The sequence below is a fragment of the Endozoicomonas euniceicola genome, assembly GCF_025562755.1.
Taxonomy (GTDB): domain Bacteria; phylum Pseudomonadota; class Gammaproteobacteria; order Pseudomonadales; family Endozoicomonadaceae; genus Endozoicomonas_A; species Endozoicomonas_A euniceicola.
Genome location: NZ_CP103300.1, coordinates 3,758,145 through 3,777,732, shown reverse-complemented (window position 1 = coordinate 3,777,732; position 19,588 = coordinate 3,758,145). Strand labels below are relative to the sequence as shown.

The 19,588-nt window shown below is 47.8% G+C and carries 20 protein-coding genes and 1 tRNA gene; 12 read left to right on the top strand and 9 right to left on the bottom strand.

From position 1 onward, the window contains the following. The first annotated feature begins 402 nt into the window (after positions 1-402). Positions 403-1,647, top strand: a complete 1,245-nt coding sequence (locus tag NX720_RS15540) for a hypothetical protein (protein WP_262595716.1) — start codon at positions 403-405, stop codon at positions 1,645-1,647. An 89-nt stretch (positions 1,648-1,736) separates the two neighbouring features. Here NX720_RS15540 and NX720_RS15535 read toward each other — a convergent pair whose 3' ends face one another. The 5 genes from NX720_RS15535 to NX720_RS15515 form a co-directional block, all read right to left on the bottom strand. Next, a complete protein-coding gene (locus tag NX720_RS15535) occupies positions 1,737-2,327 on the bottom strand; it encodes a lysophospholipid acyltransferase family protein (protein ID WP_262595715.1) in 591 nt (196 codons plus the stop codon). Positions 2,328-2,437: 110 nt separating this feature from the next. Then, a complete protein-coding gene (locus NX720_RS15530) occupies positions 2,438-3,034 on the bottom strand; it encodes a hypothetical protein (protein ID WP_262595714.1) in 597 nt (198 codons plus the stop codon). A 126-nt stretch (positions 3,035-3,160) separates the two neighbouring features. Next, positions 3,161-3,850: an MliC family protein gene (locus NX720_RS15525; RefSeq protein ID WP_262595713.1), complete on the bottom strand. Its 690-nt coding sequence runs from the start codon at positions 3,848-3,850 to the stop codon at positions 3,161-3,163. A gap of 179 nt (positions 3,851-4,029) precedes the next feature. Beyond that, positions 4,030-4,599 carry an energy transducer TonB gene (locus NX720_RS15520; RefSeq protein ID WP_262595712.1) on the bottom strand — a complete coding sequence of 190 codons (570 nt, stop codon included), beginning with the start codon at positions 4,597-4,599 and terminating at the stop codon, positions 4,030-4,032. A gap of 258 nt (positions 4,600-4,857) precedes the next feature. Continuing rightward, on the bottom strand, positions 4,858-5,910 hold the full coding sequence (locus tag NX720_RS15515) for a hypothetical protein (protein WP_262595711.1): 1,053 nt from the start codon (positions 5,908-5,910) through the stop codon (positions 4,858-4,860). 161 nt (positions 5,911-6,071) lie between these two features. Here NX720_RS15515 and NX720_RS15510 point away from each other — a divergent pair, with 161 nt between their 5' ends. The 11 genes from NX720_RS15510 (at position 6,072) to NX720_RS15460 (ending at position 17,998) form a co-directional block, all read left to right on the top strand. Next, positions 6,072-6,899: a TVP38/TMEM64 family protein gene (locus NX720_RS15510; RefSeq protein ID WP_262595710.1), complete on the top strand. Its 828-nt coding sequence runs from the start codon at positions 6,072-6,074 to the stop codon at positions 6,897-6,899. Beyond that, positions 6,829-8,232, top strand: a complete 1,404-nt coding sequence (locus NX720_RS15505) for an esterase-like activity of phytase family protein (RefSeq protein ID WP_262595709.1) — start codon at positions 6,829-6,831, stop codon at positions 8,230-8,232. The genes NX720_RS15510 and NX720_RS15505 overlap by 71 nt, the downstream gene beginning before the upstream one ends. Positions 8,233-8,395: 163 nt before the next feature. Then, entirely contained in the window at positions 8,396-9,994 is a 1,599-nt protein-coding gene (nikA, locus tag NX720_RS15500) for a nickel ABC transporter substrate-binding protein (RefSeq protein ID WP_262595708.1), read from the top strand. A gap of 68 nt (positions 9,995-10,062) precedes the next feature. After that, positions 10,063-11,007 (top strand): nickel/cobalt ABC transporter permease, encoded by a 945-nt coding sequence (gene opp1B, locus NX720_RS15495; protein ID WP_262595707.1) that lies wholly within the window; start codon positions 10,063-10,065, stop codon positions 11,005-11,007. Continuing rightward, a complete protein-coding gene (gene opp1C, locus NX720_RS15490) occupies positions 11,004-11,828 on the top strand; it encodes a nickel/cobalt ABC transporter permease (RefSeq protein WP_262595706.1) in 825 nt (274 codons plus the stop codon). The genes opp1B and opp1C overlap by 4 nt, the downstream gene beginning before the upstream one ends. Further along, positions 11,828-12,631 (top strand): ABC transporter ATP-binding protein, encoded by an 804-nt coding sequence (locus tag NX720_RS15485; RefSeq protein WP_262595705.1) that lies wholly within the window; start codon positions 11,828-11,830, stop codon positions 12,629-12,631. Before opp1C ends, NX720_RS15485 begins: the two co-directional genes overlap by 1 nt. 3 nt (positions 12,632-12,634) lie before the next feature. Beyond that, a complete protein-coding gene (locus NX720_RS15480) occupies positions 12,635-13,417 on the top strand; it encodes an ABC transporter ATP-binding protein (RefSeq protein ID WP_262595704.1) in 783 nt (260 codons plus the stop codon). Further along, a complete protein-coding gene (locus NX720_RS15475; protein ID WP_262595703.1) occupies positions 13,414-14,718 on the top strand; it encodes an MATE family efflux transporter in 1,305 nt (434 codons plus the stop codon). The genes NX720_RS15480 and NX720_RS15475 overlap by 4 nt, the downstream gene beginning before the upstream one ends. A 174-nt stretch (positions 14,719-14,892) precedes the next feature. Further along, positions 14,893-16,599: a type IV-A pilus assembly ATPase PilB gene (gene pilB, locus NX720_RS15470; protein WP_262595702.1), complete on the top strand. Its 1,707-nt coding sequence runs from the start codon at positions 14,893-14,895 to the stop codon at positions 16,597-16,599. Between the two features lie 37 nt (positions 16,600-16,636). Further along, positions 16,637-16,712, top strand: a tRNA-Thr gene (locus NX720_RS15465). 230 nt (positions 16,713-16,942) lie between these two features. Beyond that, positions 16,943-17,998, top strand: coding sequence for a tyrosine-type recombinase/integrase (locus NX720_RS15460; protein WP_262595701.1), 1,056 nt, complete (start codon positions 16,943-16,945; stop codon positions 17,996-17,998). On the opposite strand, the gene NX720_RS15455 is transcribed toward NX720_RS15460, so the two are convergent. From NX720_RS15455 to NX720_RS15440, 4 genes are all read right to left on the bottom strand, one after another. Then, positions 17,988-18,263, bottom strand: coding sequence for a hypothetical protein (locus tag NX720_RS15455; RefSeq protein WP_262595700.1), 276 nt, complete (start codon positions 18,261-18,263; stop codon positions 17,988-17,990). The two genes, NX720_RS15460 and NX720_RS15455, sit on opposite strands and share 11 nt — an antisense overlap. A 123-nt stretch (positions 18,264-18,386) precedes the next feature. Continuing rightward, positions 18,387-18,653 carry a hypothetical protein gene (locus tag NX720_RS15450; protein ID WP_262595699.1) on the bottom strand — a complete coding sequence of 89 codons (267 nt, stop codon included), beginning with the start codon at positions 18,651-18,653 and terminating at the stop codon, positions 18,387-18,389. 20 nt (positions 18,654-18,673) lie between these two features. Beyond that, positions 18,674-19,111, bottom strand: a complete 438-nt coding sequence (locus NX720_RS15445) for a DUF3268 family zinc-finger domain-containing protein (RefSeq protein ID WP_262595698.1) — start codon at positions 19,109-19,111, stop codon at positions 18,674-18,676. Next, complete coding sequence (locus NX720_RS15440; protein ID WP_262595697.1) at positions 19,108-19,308, bottom strand: hypothetical protein; 201 nt, start codon at positions 19,306-19,308, stop codon at positions 19,108-19,110. The genes NX720_RS15445 and NX720_RS15440 overlap by 4 nt, the downstream gene beginning before the upstream one ends. Positions 19,309-19,588: the final 280 nt, after the last annotated feature.

The following is a 19,588-nucleotide window of genomic DNA, read 5'->3' as shown; positions in this document are numbered from 1 at the left end:
ACCCGGACGTCTCATCTGTTGCGCCTCTGATACCTATCTGACTCAAGAACCAGATACACACAGGGCAAACACAGCGGGGATTTCATTGACTCATGTCAATTCCTATCCCTCGAAAGGGCGAGCATTCTACATGTTTTTTCGAAATGATTGTACTGTTTTCCGCCGTGAGTGCGCAGGGGTTTATGTGTATGCTTCCAGCATTATTTAGCGTCTTTAGCGAAAGTCAGTAGATAAGTTCACAATTCAGCAGCAAAAGATCGAAAACAGTTAAATCTGCCATTACCTCTGTCACCGTTTTTTCTGACTGAACTGAGCTTGTATTTATAAGATTTTTGTGTAGATTTCATCGCCTGTGAAGATAAGAGTCAGATTTGTATAAAAATGCTCACTTCGAGAAAAGAAATGAAGATAGTCTGGTTATACGCTGCTCTGCCGGTCGTTTTGCTTTTGTTATTCAGCTCGCCCAACAGCGATGCAAACGACGACAATGTTCATTTCAGCTGGACTCTGAAGACAAACACAGGCAGTGATGAAGAATCTTCGCAGCAGGGTTCATTTCAATGCACCCGGACGGACTTATCAAGCAATCGTGAAATCTCCGAATCGGGTAATTGCTGCGCATGTCAGCCCAATTACTATAAAACTTTCACATCAGTTTTAAAAATACGCTTCAACGGACGCCCCCCTGCTGCTGCGACTGCTTCGGCTACTAATGCTATAGACCCTTTATTAGGAATCTGGTTACTTTCCGGGAACAGTCAAAGAGCCCTGTTCCCCGCCACAACAACACACGGCCTGGCATCAGAATCTTGCTGCACCAATGCTATTGATGGCGATTGTTGCCGTTATGTTTTTTTTAATGCAAATCCGTGTTGCTCCTATGAACGTTTCTGTTATATGTCCTCATATGAGAGCTACGACGGCAACGCTTGTGAGGATTTAGCATGCTTTTTTGGTTCTTTTTTAGTCAATCCCGTTATAGGCTGGACTGCATGTTGTCCATGCACCCTATGCTGTTGTATAGGCGGTAGCCTCAAGCATTGTTCTGAAGAGTCTGCCAGACGAAGAAATGATATTGACCAGTCAACACCCAGTGATTGCGTTGGGGATACGAGGGTAAATCATGTATCGGTCACTGACAGCAATACAGCAACAGCCGTGGCATCTCATTCATCAACACCACGCATTCCACAGGTTATCCATATTTTTAGAAACTCTCCCGAGACCCGGTCCTGGTTAACACAAATTATTCATGGAGCTCGAACTGGCACTGAAACCATTATCATTCCCGGATTCTTAGACTCCTCTGTTGATGTGGATACATTTGTCCGTCATTCGGAAGATGGGAATGTGCGTTTAGAGCTGCATCTCCGGAATAGATCTCTTCCCTTAAGTCACATCGACATAGGGCTTTCAACGTTGCCACGCATCTCGATTGATAGAATCAGTTTTCATGGATCCAACACAGAATTTACAGTCATAAGGCAGCCGGACCCGGTTGTTACTACTCAGCCCCTTACTAACAATACCCTTCCTGCATCAGGCGATATTACGCAAGAGGCTACCCCTCAGGATCAACCAGCACTTATCACTCCTCCACCACCATCCTACTATTCCCTCTTTCCAGAAAACAGCCATGCAAAATAGTGACCCCGCATGGTTTCAAAAGTGGAAAATGCAGGCTTCAAGCCTGTTTGCAACTTACGCGGGGTGGGTGGCAAACACTGACAAACAGGCTACAGAAAGACATCTTTAAACAGGGACGGGTTTTTACCTGAAACACCCCGGTAAAACGCCTGAATATCAGCCAGGTCTTTCTCATAGTCACCGGTGGGCTTAAACAGCGGCCCAAAGCCCCCCACTTTCCTTTTATAGTCGAGGAACCCCATGGCAACAGGTACATTGGCACCGTTGGCAACATGGTAGAAGCCGCTTTTCCACTTGGTTACTTTGCCGCGGGTTCCCTCAGGGGACAGAGCAATAAACAGGTTATCATTCTGGTTAAACTGGTCGATAGTCTGTTGCACCAGTCCTGTATGTTTGCTGCGCTCAACCGGGATGCCTCCCAGAAAGCGCATGATGGGACCAAGCGGCCCTTTGAACAGCGAATTTTTTCCCATCCAGAATACTTTCAGCCGGAAAGAAAAGGCCATCAGCATCATGAACACAAAGTCCCAGTTGCTGGTATGAGGAGCGGCAATCACAACGCACTTGCCAACATCTGGCAACTGGCCCTCTTTCTTCCAGCCTCTTAGTTTAAGGATGGTATTAGACAGCAGACGCAGTGTGGTGTTGATCACCGGGGTATCAAATATGGTACGACGCATGAACTCAGACTATGTCAGTAAAAAGATTAATCTGCCCGATTATAAAGTATCTCGATAAGCCACACAGTTGACATTGTTACTATTCACCGATTTCACTGAAAAATAGCCAGTCAGCTCTGGATGATTAGAGAAAGTCCTGTTCCGTGCATATTCATAGTTCTTTTGAAATTAATTTCACTGGGGAAATTCTGGCCACACGAGGGATCCATCACAGTGCCATCGGGCCGAACCATAACATAATGTAAGTCACCATTTCGGTATTTGATTAATAATTTCAGCTTGCGCTGATGCATGGCAAGAGCTGTGTTTGAAATGCCTTTTGGCAGGGTTTTCTTCGATTGCTCTACTAATGCATGCAAGCAACGGAGTTTAGCTAATTCTTCCCTGAACATTGCTTTTAACCCGAAAGTGGTCAATGAATTGCGGCTAATGGCAAATCCATTCAGGCCAAGCATTTTGCTGCATTTGATAATCTGAGAAGGCATGCCAAAACCCCAGAGTCTGGGATTGGTACTTAAAGGGTTGTTACTTATTATCTGGTACACGGCTATTTCACAGGCAATATCCATCTTCAGAGGCATTGGCCCCAGACTCGTGAAGCTGTAATCATCGTTTTGCGGAATGGTTCTGATGCCCAGTTCAAATGCACCACATAACAAGGCAACCGCACCGCAGGAGTTAAGATAAGATTGCTTGTAGGCCGTCATTTTGAAACCTGCCCTGACCGTTACCGACGATCCTATAGTAGCTGTCTCTTTTGACTCATGTTACTCACGCTTGGAAATACGTGGACAAACCCTGCCGGGCCATAAAGCAGCATAACTATAAAATGGTTATGGATAGAGTGGGTTCAGGATCATTCCACAGCCCGCCAAAGGTTTTCCATCCACAACCAGGCTGACACTGACATCAAAACGATCACCTTGCATGGTATCAACACAAGGCTTATCTTCTATCGACAACCAAAGGCTGTGCGCTGCGTTTCTGGCGGCAAAAACGAGCGGACCTTTATTGGCTTGACTCGGTTTCGGAGTCGCAACCCTGAACGATACCGTGCCGTAATCACCAACGTACAACATATCACCCTTCCTGCTCAGCTCCAGCTTCCAGCCCGGTTCGTTCCCCACGGCAATGAAATCTGCTCCCCGATAACGGGCGTCTTCCCACAGGCTTTTGCGACGGTCAATCTGGCATTTGTAACGCTGAGAACCATCATAAAAATACGCCTGATCGCCTTTCCCTTGCAGACTTATTTTACCCAGGCTGTAATGGAAACCTGACGCCACCAGATTAGGCTTCAGAGTGTGGGAACCGTCTTTTAACTCAACGGTAATCGTATTTTCAGTTCCACGAGCCGGAAACCCAAACCCTTTATCACACTGGTAATAAAAAGCAGAACCTTCCTTGCTGATAACCGGCAGACGCTGACCGGATTTGTTATTAACGGCTGTTGATGAAGCACAACCTGCCAGTATCAGGCAGGCCACCAGCGCCCCTGACCGTTTCAGAGATGCGACACTCATGAAAATACTCCGAGTAAGAAAAGCAATTGAGCATTATAACCGGCCTGACCTCAAATAATCACAACAGTCCAATTTCCAGCCCAAACCACCATGACTCGCTGGGGTGGGCTCATAAGCCGGTAGAGCCAGGTATCATTAGTACCAACGTTCATTCTGGTATCTCAGAGAATGCTGAAGTGTCAGGGCTGTCTGAGCTGGTAGTGAACCGTCACGTGCAAAGTGACAGGTCTGTCTTTGTGGGTTCGACCTGCCGGAAAAGCACTGCGAACGGCTTTGAGGGTGCTGTTGTGGAACACTTTTCTACCGCGAATAATCTCTGCTTTAATCAATGAACCATCCGGGTTCACTTCCAGCAAGACCTCAACGTTTCCTGAACGGTTTAGGCGTCGCGCCTGGTAGGGGTAGGTTTTGTTCTGGTTGATCATGTACTGCAAGGTTGCCAGCCACTGCTCAAAATCACTGTTATGGTCAGGTTGTCGGCGTGAATAAGCATTTGGTTTGTGAGTGTCAGGAGATTCGTTGACGGCTTCTTTGGTAAAGGTTGCTTTAGCGATAGCCTCTTCAGTTAATGCTTTTCCAGCTATTGTCTTTTCAGCTGAGGGAGCTGGGGTTTTGTTTTCAGATCGTCGGGGCTTCAATAGCTTATCTGCATGGCTGGTCGCTATTGTTGTTTCGGTCAGCGCTGGCGTTTCTGAAACAGGTCGTGGTGTTTCAGGGGCGGCCTTCCGGGTCTGAGGGTGACTCAACATTAAACGGAGGCTGTGATTATGGGATGTCAGGCTAGGTGATGCCGGTTGCTCTCTCCGGGCATTGTTAAAAAGAGGGCTCAGCAGAACAACAGCATGCACCATAGTGGCCATTAGTAAGCACAAGGCAATGGGTTTAATAATGCCGCTCCCGTGGAAAGGTAAAACGACGAAATTGTAGCGGTATAAACTGTTACGGGCGAGGAAGGGTTGAGGGTGGACGGAAAGCCTCTGACAGGTGCAGAGTGATCCTGAATCCTCTTAATCTGTCTGATATCTGAGCATGTCCTTGATTTTTTCAGACACTTCCCTGAAGTAACTGGTAGCAGGGGTATCAGTGTCGTCAGCTCGATTGAGGGAACCGGACTCATCAATGGGAAACAGCTGTCGGCACTGGCTCAGGAAAAAGTCTATCTGTTTTGCTTCATCTTCCAGTTGATCTTTGGATTTATTTTCAAGCGGCCGCTCTATTGCATAGCCGGATTCACTTCTGAATTGATCAATGAGATCTTTCAGCCCCTCTCTGGGGTATACGGTTGTATCCCCTGGGGGAAGTTCCCTCCACTCGTCCACAAGCTCTTCTATTTCCATGAGTGTTTCTTCAAAGGCTTCAGCTCTTATGGCGTGGGAGTTGGACTGGCTGGCTGGAGCTTTTAAAATTTCAAGCAGGATATCTTCAATTTTTTCTACTATTTTCAGGTGCGCCAGAAGGTGAGAGTGGGTCATTTTATGGTCACGGTCTGGATGGTGACTATGAAAAAATCCGTAATTGACGGAGCCTGCCTGCTTTTGCTTTTGCTTTTGGTCTTTTGCAGCTTTCTTATGGCTTGAGCTATCAAGTGTCATCAATGGTGAAGCATTATTCTTTGCTGCCCTTCTGGATTCTTTGGCTTTTCTTTTTCTTTCTTTCTCTTTCTTCCGCTGGGCTTCTGTGTCGTTCTTTCGCAGGGCGGTTTGAATGTTTGACGCCAGTTGCTCCAGCTGTTTATTAAAAGAGCCCTCCCAGTCAATGACATCTACTGAAAATAAGGGTTCTTTTAACTCTTCTCTTGCCTGTGAGGTTTGTTGGCTTCTTTTGACCGATGCTGCCAGGCGGCTTTTACCTTGCGTTTCAACCCAAGACGTCTTTCTTGAAGTTAAGGGCTTCTGTGTTGGCTCTTCGGCTTTGACAGGGTTCCCGTCATCAGAGTGGCTGGGAATGCCGGGGATTTTGCCTGGCGTTACAGATCGCCCGTGACAAGAGCCTGAAGGTTCAGAAGTGTTCTCAGGTGGCTTTGAGACACTTTTCCCGGAGCTGCCTGAAACCCTTTCCATTTGCTGTTCCCTTTTGAAAATACTCTTAAGGCATATCGTCCTGAGAAGAGTAAATTTTAAGCTCGGTAGTCACAATGCCAGACTGTGCGTTTTGTCAGGGTGGCTGGTACTATATGATGTCTGCCTCTACCAGCTTGTGACTGCCCCCAACGACTGACCCTATGAAAATCCGTGCTTTTCTGACAGACAATAAAAAAAGCCTTCTGGGTTTCGGCCTGCTCAGCTGCATGCCTCTGGTGTTCAGCTCACTGGTTGCCGCCCTGCTGTTTCACCATGAATCATGGTTACTGGGGCTGGAAACCCTGCAATGGCTGCCGCTGTATCTGCTGAGTGCCATATCCATGGCACTGGCAATGACGCCCAGCACCTTTATTGCCCTGGTCAGTGGTTATTTCCTTGGCTGGAATGCCACGGCATTTACCCTGGCCGCCTACCTTCTGGCTTCAGCACTGGGTTACAAAGCCGGTCAGTTTCTGGACGGTGGACGCCTTCTAAAAAGCCTTCAACGACAGAAAAAAGTTCGACAGTTTCTTGAGGGGCTTCGCCTTCAGGAATGGCCTCTGATGATTATGGTGAGACTATCTCCCGTAATGCCCTTTGCCGTTATGAACCTGTTAATGCCTGCGCTAAAAATCCGGTTCAATACCTTTCTGATTGCAGGGTTCTTTGGAATGCTGCCAAGAACGCTGTTTTCTATCGGGCTGGGCATTCAGGCCAAGGGGCTTATCAACCTCCTGCAAACCCCTGACGACCATCTTTCCAGCGCTGTCTTTTTTATAGTCATGACGATTCTGTCGGCTGGCGGGCTGATCTGGCTCATCCAGAGAACAGCCCGGCAAATATTATCAGGAAAATATTTTACCCCGCATAATTTCGACTACGCTTATCACAATCATAAAAAGTGCACTCTTACAGACCATGAGAAAAATAATCTGTCTTCTTCCCCTCCTTCTATTACAGACTCAGGTAAGCAGTGCCGCCCCAGTTGAAAATAAGTACACAGTCAGGGGAATCGTCACACTGGGTCATACGAAAGACAAGCCCGTTCTCGGCATATCCTCCGTTCGTTATGACCATAAGTCCGACCAGTTCATCATCTTATCTGATGACACCGGAGTTATTACCAACCTGTATGAAAAACCGGGCAAGCCTCGTTTTTATACACTATCAGGTCAGGCTGCTCTCAATGCTCTGGATACATCAACTCAAGAACAAGCCTCTGCACTGGACTCAGGCTTAATAAACGAAGTTCATCTAACCGTTAACCCTGATGAGTCTCATTGGAGCAGTCGTAAAAACTGGATTCAGGACGGGCATATTGATACCGAAGGACTTGCTTTATTTTCCGACAGTACAGACCTTCTGATCGCTTCTGAACAGGGTGCTACGTACCCGGTTAAATCTTTCAGAATGAATAGGTTCTGGGACGTCTACAACGCGCTTCGTATTCCTGATGTTGACGTCACAGCCTCGCTACTGAGGGTTGACCGGAACTCAGGAATGCTGAAGCAACGGTATTATTTTCCTTCTTACTACAAAACACCGTTGCTACGGGCAGCTTTAAGTTACCTGCTGCCTCAATTGGCTATGGGTGCTTATGACTGGGCAACCGATGAGAATATAGGCTTGCAGAGAAACCGGGGGATAGAAAGTATCGATTTCATACCCGACACCAACGAAGTCATTGCCATCACGGAAATGCCTCTGCGTCAGGACATAGCCTCCTGGAAAACTGCGTTCCCCGCTGGCAAAGGCACCCCTCCTATACCTCCCCCCTGCCGAATCATTCATCTGTCACTGGATGAAATCAATGATGGCACCCAATCCAATCCGGCTGTAAAAAAAGAACTTCTGTACGGTATTGCCCGGATGCCTGATAAATACACCCAGAATGCAGCAGCCACTATAAAAACAGGCGTTTCGGATGTTCTTGCTTTGAATGTCCGGGAAATACTGGTTGTTGAAAGAACCCGAATTACTTTTTCTCCGCTGGGTCGGGTTGCTCAGAAAAAGTTTGAACCTGAAAAGCCTGTCTCGATTACACAAATTTATAAGGCCAACCTAAATCAAGACAAAAAATATCATGTAACAAGGAAAGCCAGGCTAACACCTGAATTGATGAAGACAAAACGAGTCGTCAACAAAACCCTGGTATTTGATAGTTTGCAAGCCTCTGAAAAAAGTGTGTTTGAAAACATGAATATTGAAGGTATTACGACAGGCCCTGAGATTGACGGAAAAGAAACGATTGTTCTTGTTAACGATAATGACGCCGGAAAAGGCGATGCCACCAAACTTATTTTTCTGACTGTCAGCCCATAGGAGCCTTCCACAATTCATGAAGGTATTGCATTGCCCCCCTTCCCAAAGGTGGACTCCTGATTTAAAAAACACCATTCCCTTGACTTAAATCAAAAAATTAATGAGAACTATTCTTGTTTAGTATTTAAAATCCATGCCATCTTACGTTTAAGGTATCATCAACATGATATTTAAAAAAATGATGGGTATTGGTTGTTTGCTTCTGTCTTCAGTGTCTGCACTGACGCCGGGGTTAAGCCATGCGGACAGTGAAAAAACACTGACGATCGCCAACTACCGCGATATCCGAGACCTGAACCCGCACCTTTATAGTGGTGAGCTTTTTGCCCAAAACCTGATCTTCGAAGGTCTGGTACATCTAGATGAAAACGGCCAACCCGAACCCTGGCTGGCAGAGAGCTGGACCGTTTCCGAGGACGGTAAGCTCTATACTTTCCGTTTGCGCAAGGATGTGACTTTCTCTGATGGCACACCCTTTGACGCCCATGTTGTCAAAAGCAACTTCGACGCACTTCTGGACAACAGTGGCCGACACAGCTGGCTGGAATCTATTCGTCTGATGATGGAAGTGGAAAAGTCCGGTAAAGAGAGTATTCGTGCCACCGACGATTACACCGTTACCATTGAATTTCCCAATGCCTACTACCCGTTTCTGGTTGAGCTGGGCGTTACCCGTCCTTTCCGCTTTCTGTCACCCGGCTGTTTTAAAAACGGAACCACTAAAGACGGTCTTGACTGCCTCGTTGGTACCGGCAGCTATGTGTTAACCTCCAATGTTGTTGATCAGCAGTCTGTTTTTGAGGTTAACAACAACTACTGGGGCGAAAAGCCTGAAATCAATCGACTGGTTGCCAAAGTCATTCCTGACAGCCAGGCTCGCCTGCTCGCTCTGCGCAGCGGGGAAATCGACATGGTATACGGCCTTCAGCTGATCAGTGCCCAGGCCTATAAGCAGTTTGAGAGTGACCGTCGCTTTAACACTGCGCTGTCAAAGCCTGTATCCACACGGATGCTGATTTTAAACACCACCAGTGAGCAACTGGCGGATACCAGAGTCCGACAGGCATTAACCCATCTGACAAATAAAGCCGTGATTGCCGAACGGATTATGCTCGGCCTTGAGCAACCGGCTGACTCACTGCTGTCCAAAAACGTTCCCTATGCGGATATAGAACTGACTGCCTTCGATCATGACACCAGCCGCGCTATGGAGTTATTCAGACAGGCTGGCTGGGTAAGCGACAATGGAACGTTGAAAAAAGACGGCAAGCCCCTGAATATCACACTGTCGTATGATAGTGACAAGGTCGTTGAGCGTACGATTGCCCAGTACCTGCAAAGTGAATGGGGCAAGGCGGGTATCAACCTGGATTTAATTGGTGAAGAGGAGCAGGCTCACCGGGATCGACTCAAAGCTGCGGACTTTGATATCTCTTTCAATATTTCCTGGGGCACGCCCTATGATCCACAGTCGTTTATGGGTGCCATGCGAACGCCTGTTTACGGTGACATGCTGGCGCAACAGGGACTGAAAGAGAAAAAGCAGATTGACCAGTCTATCCTTGCTGCCCTGGAAACCGTCGATGAGTCTGAACGTCAGAAGTTGTATACTTATATTCTGGAAACACTCCACCGGGAAGCCGTTTACATCCCTCTTACTTACGAACAGAACCAGGCTATTTTCAATAGTCGGGTCAATGGCGTAGGTTTCAATCCTTCACAGTTTGAAATACCTCTTCAGCGAATGTCTGTAAAAGAGTAAGCGGTCGTTTTTGAATCTGGCAGGCGCCCATTGCCGGGCGCCTGCCTTTTTTTGGGGAATTTTAGCCAATGGCAAAATTCATTATCAAAAGACTACTGGCAGCATGTGTCACTCTTTTTCTGGTTTCGTTCGTCGCATTTGTCATCGTTAACCTGATTCCGGCCGACCCTGCGGAGGTGGCCCTCAGGATTAACGACATCCCACCGAGTGAGGAGGCCATTGCTGAAATGCGCCAACAACTAGGGCTGGATAAACCGTTTATGGCGCGCTACTTCGACTGGCTGAGTGCATCCTTACAGCTGGATTTCGGTGTGTCTTATACCAACACTGACCGTATGGTGAGTGAAGAACTGGCCAGAAGTTTTCCCTACACACTTCGGCTGGCAGGTATATCGCTATTATTGCTGGTTGGCATTAGCCTGCCTGTTGGAATACTCAGTGCTGTCTATAAAAATCACTGGTTTGACCACATTGTTCGACTATTCATCTTTGCCAGTACCGCCATGCCCAATTTCTGGCTGGCCTTTATCCTGATATGGTGTTTCTCCCTTGAACTGAACTGGCTTCCAAGCAGTGGCGCAACCACCTGGCAACATTACATACTGCCGGGTATGACCCTGTGCATGGCTTACATTGCGACCTATATCCGCCTTATCCGAAACGCCATGCTTGAATCCATGGGCGAACAGTATGTCACTTACGCCCGAGCCCGGGGGTTATCGGAATGGAGCGTTGTCACCAAGCACATGCTCAAAAACTCACTACAAACATCCATGACCGCCCTGGGTATCGGTGTGGTTCGGCTGGTTGCGGGCACGGTTGTGATTGAAAATATTTTTGCGATCCCCGGACTGGGAAGGCTGGCACTGGCTGCGATTTTCAACCGGGATTACCCCGTGCTTCAGGCTTACATTCTTGCGATGGGTTGCTTATTTGTGCTGTCCAACCTCATTATCGACCTGCTGCATACTGCCGTTGACCCTCGACTTAAAACAGCGGGAAGTCAGCAATGATTATGCGACTGTTACGTAATAAAACCGCAGTGCTGTGTCTGTTTATCATTGCCCTGGTCTGTGTTATCGGTGCCTTTGCGCCCTGGCTGGCTCCACATGACCCGAACCTGGCGGATGTCATCAATATGCTGGCCCCCCTGTCCGCCGAGTATCCCCTTGGCACGGATTACCTGGGGCGATGCATTCTGTCCAGACTGCTGTTTGGTATCAGGGCCACACTCTATTACTCACTGATTACAATGGTGGTCACGGCACTGGTGGGCGCTGCTATTGGGATAATATCCGGCTATTTCCGGGGTCGGGTTGACGCATTACTTATGCGTGCCTGTGAAGTCATGCTGTCATTTCCCTACGAAGTTATCGTCCTGAGTGTTGTCGGTATTCTGGGGCCAGGTGTCAGCAACATTATTATTGCCAACTTTATTGCTAAACTGGCCTGGTATATCCGCATGGTCAGAAGCTCGGTGATTCAGTTCAATCACCGAAACTTCATTCTGTACTCCAAAGCGATAAGCACCCCAAAACGCTTTATTTTCCTGCGCCACCTTGCGCCCAACGTGGCTGCCGAAGTGATCATTCTTGCCACTCTGGATCTTGGCTGGATCATCCTCAGCATCTCTACACTGTCTTTTCTCGGGCTGGGTATTCAGCCGCCGACCCCGGAATGGGGAGCCATGCTCAGTGATGCCAAGGAAGCTTTATTTTCCCATCCGGAACAGATGATGATTCCGGGGCTGGCCATTATGTCCGTGGTGGCATGCTGCAATTTGCTGGGTGACGCGTTGCGGGATGTACTTGATCCGAAAACAGGGACTCAATAATGCTTGAAGTACGCAATCTTTGTGTTCAGTTAAAACAGCAAGACCGGCAAAGGACTCTGGTCGAGGGTATCAGCTTTTCCCTGGGTGAAGATCAGTGCCTGGGGATTCTCGGTGAGTCAGGCAGTGGCAAAAGTGTCACCTGCTCCGCGATCAATGGGCTGCTCGGGGAGCATTTTTCAGTATCTGGCTCTGTGCGACTCAGACAAAAAGAGCTACTGACACTGCCCGCTAATGAGCGGCGTCAGCTACGGGGCTCTGATATTGCCATGATCATGCAGAGCCCGATGACAGCCTTCAACCCATTGTTCACCATTGGTAACCAGGCGGTGGAAACGATTCGACAGCATCACACTGTGGACAAAAAAGCGGCACTGGAGCTGATTTGTAACGCCATGTCACGGGTTAACCTTAAAGACCCACAAAGCCTGTTGAAACTCTACCCCCACGAGCTAAGTGGTGGGATGCTACAGCGAATCATGGTGTCGTTTGCCCTGGTTCTCGAACCCAAAATTATTATTGCGGATGAACCGACGACGGCTATTGACTACATCAGTCAGCGGGAAGTGGTCCGGGAGCTGCAACTGGTTCGGGAAACATTTGGAACGTCGTTTATCTTTGTCAGCCATGACCTGAGTCTGATTTCCCATATTGCCGATGACGTGCTGGTGATGAATAACGGGCAGATGGTTGACTACGGTTCGGCACAGTCTGTTTTCAGCCATCCGGAAAGTGAGCATACCCGTTATCTGATTGATATGCGCATGAAACTGATCAACCGCTTTCAGTCGGTGATGGGGAGCTAGTGAATGCTGATACAACTGACAGATGTTACCAAGTCATACGCCAAGGATGACAGCTGGCTGTTTCGCAGCCGTACCCCGGTTCTTAAAGGCGTTTCACTCTCGGTCAATCACAGTGAATGCGTTGGTCTTGTCGGAGAATCCGGTAGTGGCAAAAGTACGCTGGGGAAAATCGTACTTGGACTGGAAGCGTGCGATTCCGGTACGGTGAGCTACGCCGAAGAACTGTTGGAGCTGCCCCGCTATCAGGCAATGAGTGTCGTTTTTCAGGACTACAATACTTCAGTCAACCCCCGGCTGACCATTGCAGAGATCATCAATGAGCCGCTGCTCAATGAGCCGCTGTCCCCTTATGAGCGTGACAGGCTTATAACGTCTTTGCTGGCGGAAGTCGGCCTGCCGGCTGAACTACGGACGCGCTACCCCCATCAGTTAAGCGGTGGCCAGTTGCAGCGTGTCTGCATTGCCCGGGCCATTGCACCCAATCCCCGGTTTATCCTGCTGGACGAAGCTGTCAGCTCATTGGACGTGTCTGTTCAGGTACAGGTACTGGAGCTACTACAGACACTCAAACAAACACGCAATGTCGCTTATCTGTTCATTACCCACGACATTACAGTGGCCAGCTTCCTCTGTGACAGACTGCTGTTCTTCAAAGAGGGTATGGTTGTTGAACAGGTTGATGACATAAGCCAGCTGAACCGGGTTGCAGACCCTTACACCAGACAATTGCTGGAAGCCGCAGGCTACCTTGAAATCCCCTTTTTGAACCATTCGAGTAATCCATGAGTCTCACACACCGTGACTATTTCAAAATAGCCATCCCTTTTATTATTTCGACCGTGACCCAGCCCCTTCTGGGTGCTGTTGATACAGCGGTGATCGGGCGCCTGGGCGTTACCGAACTGATTGGCGGCGTCGCCATCGGCACCGTTATAATGAATACCCTCTATTGGCTGTTCGGTTTTTTCCGTGTCAGCACGACAGGCCAAAGCGCCATTGCGCTGGGTAAAAACTGTAACGAAAGTAAGGCTTCCAGCCTGATACGACCTTTTGTTCTGGCGGGCTCCGCTGGCTTAATCTTTATTTTGCTACAGTCGTTTATCTGGCAGGGAGCGCTGACCATTATTGAGCCAGAGGCTGGGGTTGCCCTGAGCGCCAAAACCTATTTTGATATCCTGATCTGGGGTGCGCCTTTTGTTCTGCTGAACTATACCCTTATCGGCTGGCTGATGGGACAGGCAAAGGTTAAAGAGACGCTTTATACCCAGATTTTCGGTAATGTCCTGAACATTATTCTGGATGCCGTTTTTGTACTTTACCTTGATTTTGGCGTTGCCGGTGTCGCTTTTGCCAGCCTGACCTCTCAGGTAATAACTTTTATTATTGGTATGTACCTGATAGCACAATCCACTTCATTCTCCCTGCTCAGCTACCTGGGACTGGCCAGAATGAGCCGCAAGGACCTGAAAGTTATTATCTCCTCAAACACCGACCTGCTATTACGTACGGTGTGCATTCTGACGTTCTTTAATGTTATGGCCCGGATGGGCTCCCAGCTTGGCGCGGATATTCTGGCAACCAATGCCATCCTGATGCAGGTGACGTTTATAGTGAGCTATATGTTTGATGGTGTCGCCAATGCTTCCAGCGTATTTTCCGGCAAGGCGGTTGGCGCAAAAGACCCGGAATTACTGAAACGCGTGGTCTCTCTCAATGTGCAATGGACGACGCTGTTTGTGGCAATAGCCACCGCCTTTATCATCCTGTTCCAGAATCAGCTGGTGCTGCTATTTACCCAGATACCCAGCCTGATCGCCATCTACCATGAGATGTCACCCTGGTTGACAGTGTTTCCCCTGGTGGCCGGATTTGGCCTGACTTTCTATGGTATTTTTACCGGCACAGGCACAACAGTACCTGTTCGTAATTCCAGTATCGCAACACTGGCGATCTTCCTGTTTGTAGTTTGGGCTACGGTTGAAAACTGGGGGAACCACGGGCTCTGGTTGGCGTTTACGATATTTTATATTGGCCGCTTTGCTTTTCTGGTTCCTTTCCTGCGACAAGTGTTTGCCAAAGCCGTTTAAGATCGTCGGTGCTATGGGCTATCTCAGTTTCAGGTAGCCCCGTTTTCCCCAAGTGGTTCCCCTGAAGTCCTGATAAACTACTTAACCCCGCCAGAACTCTGCTGATATAGTAATTATCAGTTTGCGAAAACAGCTTTTAAAAATAACAACTCTTAAAATAACAGTGGAACCACAATGGCAGACACCCCCCTGAACGGTCTGGCCGCGCGCCTGGTGGTCAATCAGCTGCTTGATGAAGGTGCGGTACGATCTGCTCAGGCTAAAGCAGAGCAGTCCAGCAAAACCCTGTCTCAGCAACTGGTTGAAGACAAACAGCTGACCTACCCACAGCTGGCACTGGTGACCGCTGAAGAGTTCGGCATTCCTGTGTTCGACCTTACCGCTTTCGATCCTGACAATATTCCAAGAGACCTCATTAACGAAAACCTCATCCGCAAGCACAAGGTAATGCCTTTAATTAAACGCGGAACCCGCCTGTTTGTTGCCGTCGTCAATCCAGCCGACCATCAGGCTATTGATGAAATTCGCTTCAACACAGGTCTTGCTGCCGAGCCTGTTCTGGTTGAAGAAAACAAAATTGAAGCATTCATTGACCGGGTTATAGAGGGTGGTGATAACTCGCTCAATGACTTTGATGATGACGAATTTGAGAACCTTGATGACCTGGAAGTCAGTGCTGTCGAAGACGCAGCCGAGGATTACAGTGGTTCGGCAGAAGACGATGCCCCGGTGGTAAAATTTGTGAACAAAATGCTGCTGAGTGCTATTAAGGGAGGCGCTTCCGATCTGCACTTCGAACCTTACGAAAAAAGTTACCGGGTGCGTTTTCGAACAGATGGTGTTCTGCACGAAGTCGCCAGGCCACCCGCTACACTCTCTCCAAGAATTGCCTCCCGGCTGAAAATTATGTCGGCCATGGATATTTCTGAGCGTCGCAAACCTCAGGATGGCCGCATAAAAATGAAGCTGTCGAAAAGCAAGGCGATTGATTTCCGGGTCAACACACTCCCAACCCTTTGGGGGGAGAAGATCGTACTCCGTATTCTGGACCCGTCCAGTGCAAAAATGGGGATTGACGCACTGGGTTACGAAGAAGAGCAGAAAGCCATGTACCTTGAAGCCCTGGAGCAGCCACAGGGCATGATTCTGGTCACAGGCCCTACAGGGTCAGGTAAAACCGTATCGCTTTACACCGGCCTGAATATTCTGAACACCCCGGAACGCAATATCTCTACCTCAGAAGACCCGGTGGAAATCAACCTTGAAGGCATTAACCAGGTCAACGTAAATCCCAAGCAGGGCATGGATTTCTCTCAGGCGCTCAGGGCATTTCTACGACAGGATCCTGATATCATCATGGTGGGTGAGATCCGGGACCTGGAAACCGCCAACATCGCCATCAAAGCAGCCCAGACGGGTCACATGGTGATGTCAACGCTGCACACCAACAGTGCGCCGGAAACCCTGACCCGTCTGCAGAATATGGGCGTTCCGTCGTTCAACATAGCCACCTCCGTCAGTCTTATCATCGCCCAGCGCCTGGCAAGACGGCTTTGCACCAACTGCAAAGAGGAAGTCGACATTCCCAAAGAGACATTGCTGGAAGAAGGCTTTACCGAAGAACAGGCCAAAGAGGCCGTTATTTATGGACCGAAAGGCTGCGAGCAGTGCAGCAAGGGCTATAAAGGCCGGGTTGGTATTTATGAAGTGGTGAAAATTACGCCAGCCATGCAGCAGGTCATTATGGCAGAAGGCAACTCCCTGGAGATTGCGGATGTGGCCAGAAAAGAAGGTTTTAGTAATCTCCGACAATCCGGTTTGCTGAAAGCGCTGCAAGGGGTCACCAGCCTGGAAGAAGTTAACCGGGTAACGCTGGATTAATCAGTGCCTGTGATATAAGTTGAAGTTTGCGATTAGAGCCGACGTAGCACAATTGGTAGTGCAGCGCATTCGTAATGCGAAGGTTGGGGGTTCAAGTCCTCTCGTCGGCACCATCGCCCCATTTCACCTAAAAGACGACTATTCACTTATACTCACCTTAAAACACTTTATTCTATGAAAATCAGCTAGTTAAAAAGTATACAGTCTAAAATAATATTACTCTTTGTCACTTCCAAGCACTCTTGTATAACCCCAGTTTCTTATTGAATTACCACTGATTTACCACTAGATTTACCACTAAAGAAAAAAGCCATTGAATAACAACAAAGCAGTAGGTGGATGTATGGCAACATTTGAAAAAAGGAAGCATGGTTGGTTTGTCAGGGTACAGAAAAAAGGTGTCAGGGAAGGTCGTACTTTCGACACAAGGACAGATGCCAAAGCCTGGGCAGATAAGCGAGAGAAAGAGATTGATGACCTTGGCAGTAATGCTGGCGAAGTGGCAGAAGCCTCCAGAAACAAAGTCTCTTTGAAAGAAGTTATGGAGCGCTATATCAAAGAGGTCAGCTCCAAAAAGGAAGGCGCCCAATCATTCAAACGTGAGCGGCAGCGCTTCGCACAGATGGCAATCAATCCAGAACACTGGCCGCTGAACGAACTGATGGACACCCTTGTTGCAGACATTGAGCCGCACCATATTGGAGAATGGAAAACTACCCGCCTGAATTTTGTAAAGCCCGGAACCGTTCGCAGGGAACGGAACTTCCTCTCGCACGTATTCACCATGGCTGTCGAGTGGGGATATATCAAAGAAACCCCATTTGGCAAGAAAGTAAAGTTCAACGACCTTAAAGATGGCGAGCGAGACCGGGGGGTTGCTGATTCTGAAATTGAAGAAATGATTTTTGCTCTTGATGACTGGGACGGGAAAACAAAACCAGCGACAACAAGACAAGTCGTTGCCCTCTTATGGTCGCTATGTTTAGAAACTGCTATGCGTTTACAGGAAGCTCAGTTTTTGACGTTGGAAGAGGTTGACTTAAAAAATGGAGTCATTGATCTGCCTGCACATAGATGTAAAGAGAAGCGTAAAAAAACACTTGGGCTGAGTACCAGGGCAATTGATCTTCTCAACCTTGGAAAGGATAGTGGCGGCAATTATTGGTTCGGTGACGCCACAGCCAAAATAGCGGTCAGCTCTGTTTTCTCCCATGCCAGTAATAAAACTGATATTGATGATTTACAATTCAGGGATTCAAGACATGAAGCATTGACTCGCCTGGCTGAAAAGCTTGAACCGTTTGAGCTGGCCAGACAGGCTGGCCACACTAACATGAACCGCACATTGAAGTATTATCGAAAGACTGCAAGAGAGTTTGGCTCCAAGCTCAGGAGGTGACCGCCTTACGTGGGCGGCCTTTCCTTTTTGTTTCAGGCTTGACGTAATCTTCTTCTTTAACATAAGCATTGTTCGCCCATTCGATAATCTCTTCACTAATCCAGCGCGGCTTACTTTTGCGTGGATTGCCTTCATAAAAAATTGTGGCGTATCTTGGCTTGGGGAAATCTGGCTGCTTTATTAAAACATTACGAGTGTAATTTTCAGACGCATCCAGAAAGTTCGCGATACGCTTTGTTGACCACATTTGGTAAGTGCTTTCCATAACTAAACTCCTAACAACCCTTACGATTCTAAAACAGTCACTATCTATTGAATATTACCTGATGGACAACGCAGTGCGTTATCCATCGGGCTTGGTTCGCTTATGTAAAAAGTAATTGTTTGTTCACTCAGCGAGTTCATAGGTTGCTTCAAAAATATCTGGCTTACAGGGGTAATATTCCCCCTTCACACCACGAATGATGTAATCAAAAGGCGAGCACATCATTTCGCCCTCTAATGTTCTGATAAACAAATATGATCTTTTGTTATCTATATCATTCTTTTCTACAGCATTATTTTCTGTAAATTTTTTTACCTCTGGTACATCTTCCCATCTACCAGACCATTGAATTGCATCTACAATAACAGGCTTTTTCCTATACTTTGGCATTATTATTTACCTCCTGTGAATTAGAAACACTCCAACAACACTTCCCTAACCGCCTCTTCAGCCCGTTCACACATCTCTGCATCAAACCAACCAAAGTGGCACTCTTCTTTTTTAATACCCAGCTTTGAAGCCAGCCGTCTGTAAGCTTCACTGCGGCTCATCAAGCCAGTTCTGTGTAATTGCTCAAAAGGTGCCTTGCTGCGTTTTCTGGCTATCCTGGTTTCTTTGTCAGCCAATGTTCCCAGCGGAATATCAGTAAACGGGTGCATTCCGACATAAGCACCACAGGATCGGCAGAGATACACCCACGGCCATTCACCGAAAGAACGACCATTATAAATTTCACTGTTGCGAACAGCTTCAACAGAACCACCGCAACAATGACAGGCTTCTGGTTTGGGCAGTGGGTTCTTTACGCGCTTGATTGCTCTGGCGCTTGGGTTAAACGGTGTTTTCATTTTTTGATCTCAATATCAGCTTTTGATTTATGCCCAGCAACAACCTTTGCCGTCGTTAATACACTGCGTCCACCTCTAGCCATCCTCAATGCCTTGAGCCAATCCTCACGAGTGAACTCTGGGTATTTCTCCAGTGCCAATTCGACGATACTTTCTGATTCGCCAGATTGAACTAACAATTCATCTATTGGTGTCATTGTTTCTGCCTTTTATCCTTATTGTGATACCTCGGCCTTGAGGTATCACATTCATGCTTAATGGTTTCCGGATCGACTGGGCCAAAGACTAATTCGCAATACTCACAAAGGTAATGCCGCTGTCCATGGCCATCTACGCCCCAGGTGATCCGGGCTTTTGAATTACTCACCACCATTTTTCAAACAAAATTCTCCAGGTGTTGTCTTTCAATCTTTTATTGATTCGCACGTATACAGATGGTGTGAACTCAATCCATATATTTAAAAATCTCCAGTTATA